The sequence below is a fragment of the Microcoleus sp. PH2017_05_CCC_O_A genome (assembly GCF_020738785.1).
Classification (GTDB): domain Bacteria; phylum Cyanobacteriota; class Cyanobacteriia; order Cyanobacteriales; family Microcoleaceae; genus Microcoleus.
In genome coordinates this window covers 1-8,756 of the sequence record NZ_JAEQCB010000189.1, presented here as the reverse complement: position 1 = coordinate 8,756, position 8,756 = coordinate 1, and the positions used below count along the sequence as shown (strand labels likewise).

Below are 8,756 nucleotides of genomic sequence, written 5' to 3'. Positions count from 1 at the left end.
CGCATTAATCGCCTTAGCTGAGGCAACTGGACTGTTCGGGCCGCATGAAACCGAAGAACTCGCGCTAATGCTGGCAGACCACTTTGGCGGCGAAACCAACAGCCAAGACATCTGGATTACCGACGATGACGACGGGCTGGTGGGAGTCGCGTATGTTGCGCCGGAACGAATGACCGATGGGACATGGAATCTATATCTGATCGCCGTCCATCCCGATCGTCAGCGGCAAGGACGCGGTGCAGCACTACTAGCCCACGTCGAACAGATGTTAGCGCAGCGCGGCGATCGCGTGCTACTTGTGGAAACATCGGGACTGGAGAGCTTCGAGTACGTTCGATCGTTCTACCGCAAGAGCGGTTACGACGAGGAAGCACGAATCCGCGAGTTCTACAAGGCGGGCGAGGACAAGATCGTTTTCCGTAAAGCGCTGAACTAACTTGTTGCATAATCAACGCCTACGTCGATAAAATCATTCAGACTTTTGAAATTGTATACTGCCCTATTAAGGACTAATCTCCGGAGAAAAACCGATGAACGAATCTGATAAAAACAAGCAGATCGTCCAGAACTTTATCCAAGTGGTTTGGAACGGTCGCGATCTCTCGGCATTGAAAGATTTCTGGGCAGAAGATTGTGTAAACCATGCGATGCTAGGAACAGACAATCGCGGTCTTAATGCGCTGCGGATCTATCATGATTCATTCTTTGATGATTTTTTCTCCGCTTTCCCCGACATCGAGATTGAGATCGTGCAGCAGGTTGTCGAAGGCGATCGAATCGCGACATATATCACTAGCCAAGGTACACACAGTGGCACGTTTTATGGCACTCCACCAACAGGTAAAACTATTTCAACATCCGTAATCCGGATCGATCGCGTTCGAGACGGAAAAATTGCCGAACATTGGTCTGTTTCCGATGCGGCAGGTTTAATGCAACAACTTCAATCCTGAATTCCAGCAATTTGAGAATGTGTTGTCTACATTCGCTAGGAGAATATATGTCCTCGGACTTGAACTTTGTTGAATATATTCTGGATCAAATAAACCAAGCGGGGCAAGTCTCTTTCAAAAAAATGTTTGGCGAATATGCGATCTACTGCGACGAGAAAGTCGTCGCGCTTGTTTGCGATAACCAACTGTTCATAAAGGCGACTGCTGGTGGGCGATCGATGATTGATAGTATCGTAGAAGCCCCCCCATACCCAGGTGCAAAACCATACTTTCTGATTGGAGAACAGCTTGACGATCGGCATTGGATGTCGAATCTTATTCGTTTGACAGCAAGTGAGCTTCCGGCCCCAAAACCAAAGAAATCAAAGTTCAAAAAGGCAAAAATATGAAATTTGGTTACACCATTATCTACGTCTCGTCGGTTGCAGATGCACTGACCTTTTACAAGGAGGCATTCGGCTTTGAAACGCGCTTTTTGCATGAGTCTGGCGAGTATGGCGAGTTGAACACGGGCGAAACGGTTCTTGCTTTTGCCTCCCATGCGATGGGTGAAATGAATCTTGACGGACATTATCAAAAAAGCGATCTCAGTGCTACACCCTTTGGAGTTGAGCTGGCGTTTGTCGCCGATGATGTAGCATCTGCCTATACCAAGGCAATTGCTGCTGGAGCGGTTTCTGTCAAGGAGCCGACCATAAAGCCTTGGGGTCAAGTGGTTGCATATGTTCGTTCTAGAGAAGGATCATTAATTGAGCTTTGTTCTCCGATCGGCGCATAACAACGCCCATGCACACCGACCGTAAAAACTTAATCGGCGTTGATTGGGAATATTGGGCTGCTTTAGTTATCTACTAGCGACCCAGTTAAACTAGCTAGAGAGCAAACTAATTCTGCGATATCCACAGGCTGAGTCAGACAAATCTGGAAACCAGAGCGAAGAGCTTGCCGACGATCGCCAGAACTTGCAACAGCGATCAGTGCGATCGTGGCAATTTGCTTGCCTTGCGCTGACTCCAGCTCTTTGATTTGATGAACGAGCGTGTATACTTGGTCGTCTGGCATATCTGTGTCAATGACTAAGGCTTGAGGTTGTGTTAGATCGAAAGTCTGTAGCGCCTCGATTGTGGAGGTAGCGATCGCTACTTGTACCCCGTGAGATTCCAGTTCCGATCGCAAAAAACCTCCCATTTCTGGACTAACAATAAGAACGCGCAAGCCTGTCAAATCCCGTAAACCAAACTTAAATTCAGGCAGTTGATTTTTTCCCCATTCACACATTAACTCGATGATCGGGCTGAGAGTTTCACCTAAAGGCGTGATGGAGTATTCTACTCGTCGAGGCATCTCACGATAGGCTTCTCGATCGATCAAACCATCTTTTTCCAACTCCCGCAATTGCTGCGTCAAAATTTTTGCGGAGATTCCAGGAATAAGATGTTTCAGTTCTCCAAAGCTTTTCCTGTGCTGCCTTAGCCACCACAGAATCACACTTTTCCACTTTCCACTAATGCGTTCAATCGTCAGCTCAACTGGACATCCAAATTTCATAGGTAAAACATTTCCATTAGTATCCATTTGGTAACTATAGATGTGACTGTGCTACTCTCGATTCAGCGTTGGGTGAGTGCCCTTCGCGCAAATAATATCGAAGTCTCGTCGCACTGTCCATTCTTTTCAGTGTCTGACCAACTTGTGGATTGTCTGACTATACTCGAAAAAGGAACGATCGCAATGTCTACACCAATTGGATTACCGCCTATCTTTGAAAGCACTCCCATTGAGTTGGTGCCAAGCCAACAAATCGCGGAATTTCCTGCCAATACATTTCTAGAAAGTATCGCGATCGACTCTGACAATACGTTATTTATTGCCAACCATTTTGAAGGAAAGATCGTTCGCATCGGGCAAGATCGAATCCCCGTAACTCATGCCACGATCTCAGGTAAGGCAGCAGGTCTAGCTTTTCTGTCAGAAACAGAACTATTGCTGACAGGTTGGAATCAAGACGGAATTTCCACCATCTTTAAAGTTTCATCTCAAGGTTCAGTAGAAACTTTACTAACAATGCCAGATGCAATCTTCCTGAATGGAATCACGCATTTGACTGGTAGTCGCTATGCGATCGCTGATTCCTATCGAGGTGCGATTTGGGAATTAGATGTAGCCCAAGTCAGCACTCGCATTTGGCTCGAACATCCTTTGTTGGCGCGAACCTCCGCAGAGCAAGAAATTCCCGGAGCTAATGGACTCAAAATCTTTAACAATGTGCTTTATGTATCGAATACCCAAAAGCAGCATATTGTTCGGATTCCGATTCTCGAAGATGCTGAGCCAGGGGAACCAACAATTTTTATCGATCGCGTAAACATTGACGACTTTGCCTTCGATCGCAACGGTAATCTCTACGGCACTACACACATTTATAACAGTGTGGTCAAGATTACACCAGATGGTAAAATAACCACGATCGCCGAAGCAGAACAAGGAATGGCAGGAACTACAGCCTTAGCATTCGGTCGTACTGGGCGCGATCGCACCAGTATTTACGTGGTAAGCAACGGTGGTATGTCATATCCATTGCCATCAGGAATTGAGTCGGCAAAAGTTGTACGTCTAGAAATTGGTGCTGAAGGATTACCGCTAATCTAGTTGGAAGTTTTTTGCATGAATCCATTGAATCAATCTGACGATCCTCCAGTAACTGTTGATATTCTGCAACAAGTCAAGCCTGGTTGTGAGGATGAATTCGATCGAGTTTTGAGCGATATATTAGTCGCTGCTGCGGCATTTGAAGGACATTTGGGAGTGAATATCTTCCGTTCAAGCGATCGCAGCAACCGAGAATATCGCATCGTCTTCAAGTTCGACCATTTGAGTAATTTGACCAGTTGGGAAAATTCTCCAATTCGTCATCGGCTTTTGGAACGAATCAAGCGGCTAACTGTTAATTCCAAGTATCAACGGCTGACGGGGTTAGAGACATGGTTTACCTTGCCAATTCAAGGGGCGATCGTGCCACCGCCCCGTTACAAAATGGTACTCGTTACTTGGCTAGTGATTTTTCCATTGATTAACATCATTCCACCCTTCTTAAATCAATTGCTTTTTCCATTGCCAACTTTGTTACGCAGTGCGATCGGTGCAGCTTTCATGGTTTCGTTAATGACCTACATCATCATGCCACGGGTGACAAAGTTATTTGCTAAGTGGCTCTATCCAAAGTAGAATACTCTTAAGTTTATTCATGAACTAAGGTCACGATGAAACCACTTTGTACGGATTGCCAAAAGTCGATCGAATGTCAAGGCTATCTACGATAGGATGATTGGCAACATTAGAATTTGAGCTGTTGATGACACTCATTATCACACCGATAATTTTGAAGTAAATTCGGGTAAAAAAATGAATCAACCGATATGTGCGATCGCTGGATTTGGAGCAGGAGTGAGCATGGGCGTAGCCAAGGCATTTGCCAAGGAAGGCTACAGTTTGGCACTCATGGCTCGGAATTTGGAAAAACTAGAAGTAAATGCTCAAGAACTCCGTCAGGCAGGCTATACGGTTTATACCTTTGCAGCAGATGCCGGGAATCAAGAATCCTTAATTCAAGCTTTTACTGAGATTCGCAAATTGGCAGATCCAGAAGTATTGATTTATAATGCCGCCGTGATGGCGATGGGTAAGCCTAGCGAACTAACACCTGAGAAGTTAATCGCCGATTTTAATGTGAATGTCATTGGTGCCTTGGTTGCAGCACAGCAGGTGATTCCAGCGATGAAAACAAGTAAGAAAGGCACAATCTTGCTCACAGGTGGAGGTCTAGCATTATATCCAGATGCGGATTTAGTCTCTTTGGCGATCGGCAAATCAGGGCTAAGGAGTTTGACATTTTGTCTAGCTCAAGAATTGAAGGAGTTTGGGATTCATGTAGGTACTGTGACTATCTGTGGCACAGTAGAAGTCGGTACGCATTTCGATCCTGATGCGATCGCTAAATCTTATATTGCGCTACACAATCGATCGTCAGCAGATTCTGAAGTCGAAGTGATTTACAAATAATAATTTCTTCTGACAACCCTCAACTACTTTTCAACTACAAAAGACGATGGATACTACAAGTCCAGGAGAGCTGTTTGATATCAAATCCGGCTGCATCGGAATGATATAGAGTCCAAGGCAGTGCCGTTTCCCTACCGCGATGAATTGTAGGGACACGGCACTGCCTTGGACTCTGTCTTCTCCGTTTATATCATTCCGATGCAAACAGATTTGATATTAGATATTACAAAAAGGCGAAGATTTCATGAGCTTACTTTCAGCAACCATTAAGACTACCGTTACAGCTAGTCAAACAGCGGCTTTTGAGCATATTGTGCCTATTGACCTCACTTCTATATTTAAAGGTTATGGGCTGCTACCATCTGTCACGGGGATTAAGAACCAAGTTGGAAATTGGGACATCGCAGGGCAAACCCGCACTGTACATTTATCAGATAATAGCTCCGTCCAAGAGCTACTGACAAAATATGAGCATCCGCGATACTTTAGCTACACGGTTAGCGGTTTTACTGGGGTGCTGGGGTTTCTTACAACTTCTGCGAATGGCGAGTGGTGGTTTAGTATCAACTCATCAGGTCAGACTACGATCGAGTGGCGTTATACATTCAATGCACGGTCTGTTTTAGCGGTTCCAATCCTTTGGTTGATTACCAATTTACTCTGGCGCAACTATATGAATAATGCGCTGCAACGATCGAAAGCACTGATTGAGTAGAATATGACCTAACCAGCGATCGCATTCGGAATCGATCCAAGTCCTTACATCCAGAGTTTATAAAATGCCAGAAAAACAGCCCTTAACTATCGATTTTACTCAGAAAGATGATGTTATGAAAGTTGTCCCCCGATTGCCGCTGCGATCGAGCGAAAATTTGGGCTGGAATGAAATTCATGTTCAACAACATTGTCAACCCGCTTGGGAATCACCTGAATACGCTCACACTACACATATTGTGGTTGTCGGACTCAGTTCGGATTTGGTTCAGACAGAACGTTGGTTTGATGGACGCAGGCAGCAAGAGCAGATTGGCGGCGGAAATAATATTGCGATCGTCCCGGCAATGGTTCAGCATCGGAGCAGTTGGAATCAAGAAGCCTCCTTTTCCGTGTTATCCCTTGAACCCGATCGCTTGACTAAAATTGCCTATGAATCATTTACAACGGAGCGGATCGAACTCATTCCGCATTATGCAATGCAGGATACATTCATCGATCGCATTGGCAAGTCTCTGACAGCAGAACTTATAGAGGCTCGATTTGGCAGTCAGTTATTGGTAGACTCCTTGAAGATCGCACTTTCAATTCATCTGTTGAGGCATTATTCAGATTGGCACAAACCCTTGCGCGACTACCAGGGAGGGATGCCGAAGTGGAAAATGCAACGAGCGATCGCATATATCCACGATCATTTAGCTGAAAATCTAACTATTGCAGCGATCGCCGATGAATTAGAGATGAGTCAATATTATTTCTCACGGTTATTTAAGCAATCGATCGGTGTATCACCCTATCGATATGTAATGGAGCAAAGAATCGAATCAGCAAAACATTTATTGAAAAAAACTCCACTACCAATTTCGATGATTGCCGATCGGGTTGGTTTTGCCAATCAAAATCAATTGACAATCCAATTTCGGAACTTGACGGGTACAACACCTAGCAACTATCGCAAACACTTTTGATGTCCAGCCTCATAGCAAGATTCTAATAAATGGGGCAAGAATCAATGATTAATCCGGATTTTTTCTGACGCGATCGTGAGTCAGCAGAAATCTTTGCTAGGCTTGACTGCGTACTGAGGTACGGCGGAAGATGAACTTTATCGTTTCACTTCCAAACTAAAACGATTCGGGTTAGCTTAAAGGAGACAAAAATGAGCAGAAAGTTGAATTTAAGTAGATTTGCCATCTCTCTCATAGCCGTTATTAGTTCCCTGAGTCCCTTCTTAGCCGATTTCAATGAAACTCATGTTTTCAATCCACTTTGGCCGCCACACGCCAAATTTCATAACGGACAAACGATGACTTTGGGTCTTATTTGCGGGATTATATCGCTTTATTTTCTATGGTTTCGCAAGGTTTCTACTGACATTGAAAACTTAAAGATGTCTTGCTTATTTGCGGCTCTTTACTGGATGGCAATGGCACCAGCAATTCTCTATCCTGGAACGGCATTCGCTGACCCAGAATATGGTGGTCTTCAATCATTTTCATTAGGGGGTTTCCCAATTACACAAGTTCACATGGATTTTCTATTTTTTATCATTTTGGGAATTTGCTACTACACGGAAAGCAATCGAATGAAAAAATCTTCATGAATTTCGTGAAATTTCATGGAACATACTAAGGTTTTCTCAAAGAGCCGGAAAACTTTGGCTGAGGCTGAACTCTAAAACGCTGCGATCGATTTGAGCAATCGCAAGAATCATCTACTTCAAAGCTCAGTTTCAGACTTTATAGATCGTTCAAACAGAAGGAGAATCTCCATGAATTATGAAAAGTTCGAGATGCTTGACGACCAAAATGCCTGTGCGCTGCTGATTGACCACCAAGCAGGATTAATGTTATTTTGCGGTGATATTGACCCAATTCACCTTCGCAACAACTGCATCGCGCTGGCAAAAGTGCTTAAACTGCATAACATTCCGGTCGTGATGTCCGCTGCCGCGTTCGGACCCGCAGGGCCTCTGGGTCCGTTCCTACCGGAAATACTGGAGCTGTTCCCCGACGTACAGCCCATCTATCGCACCAAAATCAATTCGATGCACGATCCACGTATACGAGAAGCGATCGAAGTCACTGGTCGCAAAAAAGTGATCGCGGCTGGCATCACAGCAGACTTCTGTGTTGGGATTCCCGCAAAGACTCTGGCGGCGGAGGGCTACGATGTTCGACTTGTCATGGACGCTTCGGGGAACTATAGCAATCAGATGCTGGCAGCCTCAACCGCCAACCTGACTCAATACGGCGTGAAGGTAACCAACTGGCTCAGTGTGGCTTGTGAACTTCAACAGGACTGGGCGATCGAGAAGACGGCACAAGGACTGCTGGAGATCTATCGCGAGCATCTGCCGGAGTGGTCTATGCTACAACTTACGTCGGACACCTGGAAATCCTTGCAGAAGTAGTTTTAGAGGTCGATTCTCCGAAACCGAGAAACACGGTCAATGACCCGCCGCTAATACGCAATCGACTTGGAAAAAGGTCGAGAATCGATAGGAATCGATCGCACCGAGTAGGATGCTCGGTCAGAAGCTGTCTTAGTGCGTCAGAACTTTAGTTAATTCTGAACGCTGCGATCGATTTGAACAATCGCAAGAATCACCTAACTGATTCTAGATATTCCGCAAGAAAGGTCTATCTTTTCATCCCATAACCAAGGTATTTTTTCTAGCCAAACCCGATAGTTTCGTTGCGCCTCGTTTCTTATTCCCTAACAATTTAACTGAGGTATATCAGTATGCATCGAGCAAAACTCGCCAGATGGTTGCTTATCACCGCAGCTATTTCCACCCTGACGATACCCATTGGAGTTGATGCAGTTTTGTTAGCAAACGGTCACATGAACAACCCGGCTTGGTTGCCTCACGCCAAACTCCACTGTGCCATGTCTTTCTTTGCGGCTGCCTCGTTGGGAAGTGCCGCTTTAGCAATTTTAAAAGTGCGTCCCACCAGCGATCGCTTTTCAATGGGTTTGGCTGCATTTCTCGGATCTGCGTTCTGGGTTGGGCTAATTGGCGCGGGG

12 protein-coding genes and 2 pseudogenes are annotated in these 8,756 nt (G+C 45.2%); 12 read left to right on the top strand and 2 right to left on the bottom strand.

The window, feature by feature from the left end; genetic code table 11:
* From JGK20_RS30380 to JGK20_RS30365, 4 genes are all read left to right on the top strand, one after another.
* Window positions 1-436, top strand: a 436-nt coding sequence (locus JGK20_RS30380; protein WP_293233255.1) for a GNAT family N-acetyltransferase, incomplete at its 5' end; no start/stop codon positions are given.
* A gap of 94 nt (window positions 437-530) precedes the next feature.
* Entirely contained in the window at window positions 531-953 is a 423-nt protein-coding gene (locus JGK20_RS30375; protein ID WP_293192186.1) for an ester cyclase, read from the top strand.
* Between the two features lie 59 nt (window positions 954-1,012).
* On the top strand, window positions 1,013-1,342 hold the full coding sequence (locus tag JGK20_RS30370) for a TfoX/Sxy family protein (RefSeq protein ID WP_293192183.1): 330 nt from the start codon (window positions 1,013-1,015) through the stop codon (window positions 1,340-1,342).
* Window positions 1,339-1,731: a VOC family protein gene (locus JGK20_RS30365; protein WP_293207550.1), complete on the top strand. Its 393-nt coding sequence runs from the start codon at window positions 1,339-1,341 to the stop codon at window positions 1,729-1,731. Before JGK20_RS30370 ends, JGK20_RS30365 begins: the two co-directional genes overlap by 4 nt.
* A 62-nt stretch (window positions 1,732-1,793) precedes the next feature.
* Here JGK20_RS30365 and JGK20_RS30360 read toward each other — a convergent pair.
* A pseudogene (locus JGK20_RS30360) lies at window positions 1,794-2,129 on the bottom strand (response regulator); the annotation flags it as partial.
* A gap of 75 nt (window positions 2,130-2,204) precedes the next feature.
* Window positions 2,205-2,501, bottom strand: a pseudogene (locus JGK20_RS30355) (helix-turn-helix domain-containing protein); the annotation flags it as partial.
* A gap of 183 nt (window positions 2,502-2,684) precedes the next feature.
* Between JGK20_RS30355 and JGK20_RS30350 the strand changes: the two are divergent.
* The 8 genes from JGK20_RS30350 to JGK20_RS30315 all read left to right on the top strand — a co-directional run.
* Window positions 2,685-3,602 (top strand): SMP-30/gluconolactonase/LRE family protein, encoded by a 918-nt coding sequence (locus JGK20_RS30350; protein WP_293192178.1) that lies wholly within the window; start codon window positions 2,685-2,687, stop codon window positions 3,600-3,602.
* A 15-nt stretch (window positions 3,603-3,617) separates the two neighbouring features.
* Window positions 3,618-4,178, top strand: a complete 561-nt coding sequence (locus tag JGK20_RS30345) for an antibiotic biosynthesis monooxygenase (protein WP_293187077.1) — start codon at window positions 3,618-3,620, stop codon at window positions 4,176-4,178.
* A gap of 177 nt (window positions 4,179-4,355) precedes the next feature.
* Entirely contained in the window at window positions 4,356-5,012 is a 657-nt protein-coding gene (locus JGK20_RS30340; protein ID WP_293187076.1) for an SDR family NAD(P)-dependent oxidoreductase, read from the top strand.
* Window positions 5,013-5,256: 244 nt separating this feature from the next.
* On the top strand, window positions 5,257-5,727 hold the full coding sequence (locus JGK20_RS30335; RefSeq protein ID WP_293187075.1) for an SRPBCC family protein: 471 nt from the start codon (window positions 5,257-5,259) through the stop codon (window positions 5,725-5,727).
* Window positions 5,728-5,791: 64 nt separating this feature from the next.
* Window positions 5,792-6,694, top strand: a complete 903-nt coding sequence (locus JGK20_RS30330) for an AraC family transcriptional regulator (protein ID WP_293187074.1) — start codon at window positions 5,792-5,794, stop codon at window positions 6,692-6,694.
* Between the two features lie 191 nt (window positions 6,695-6,885).
* Window positions 6,886-7,329 carry a DUF6640 family protein gene (locus tag JGK20_RS30325; protein WP_293187073.1) on the top strand — a complete coding sequence of 148 codons (444 nt, stop codon included), beginning with the start codon at window positions 6,886-6,888 and terminating at the stop codon, window positions 7,327-7,329.
* Window positions 7,330-7,497: 168 nt separating this feature from the next.
* Window positions 7,498-8,139, top strand: coding sequence for an isochorismatase family protein (locus tag JGK20_RS30320; RefSeq protein ID WP_293233253.1), 642 nt, complete (start codon window positions 7,498-7,500; stop codon window positions 8,137-8,139).
* Between the two features lie 332 nt (window positions 8,140-8,471).
* The coding region (locus tag JGK20_RS30315; protein ID WP_293199328.1) for a hypothetical protein at window positions 8,472-8,756 on the top strand (285 nt) is incomplete at its 3' end.

Bases quoted from the DNA above. Each gene is read 5' to 3' on its own strand.
- JGK20_RS30375 (WP_293192186.1), top strand. From the start codon at position 531: ATGAACGAATCTGATAAAAACAAGCAGATCGTCCAGAACTTTATCCAA.
- JGK20_RS30365 (WP_293207550.1), top strand. From the start codon at position 1,339: ATGAAATTTGGTTACACCATTATCTACGTCTCGTCGGTTGCAGATGCA.
- JGK20_RS30350 (WP_293192178.1), top strand. From the start codon at position 2,685: ATGTCTACACCAATTGGATTACCGCCTATCTTTGAAAGCACTCCCATT.
- JGK20_RS30345 (WP_293187077.1), top strand. From the start codon at position 3,618: ATGAATCCATTGAATCAATCTGACGATCCTCCAGTAACTGTTGATATT.
- JGK20_RS30340 (WP_293187076.1), top strand. From the start codon at position 4,356: ATGAATCAACCGATATGTGCGATCGCTGGATTTGGAGCAGGAGTGAGC.
- JGK20_RS30335 (WP_293187075.1), top strand. From the start codon at position 5,257: ATGAGCTTACTTTCAGCAACCATTAAGACTACCGTTACAGCTAGTCAA.
- JGK20_RS30330 (WP_293187074.1), top strand. From the start codon at position 5,792: ATGCCAGAAAAACAGCCCTTAACTATCGATTTTACTCAGAAAGATGAT.
- JGK20_RS30325 (WP_293187073.1), top strand. From the start codon at position 6,886: ATGAGCAGAAAGTTGAATTTAAGTAGATTTGCCATCTCTCTCATAGCC.
- JGK20_RS30320 (WP_293233253.1), top strand. From the start codon at position 7,498: ATGAATTATGAAAAGTTCGAGATGCTTGACGACCAAAATGCCTGTGCG.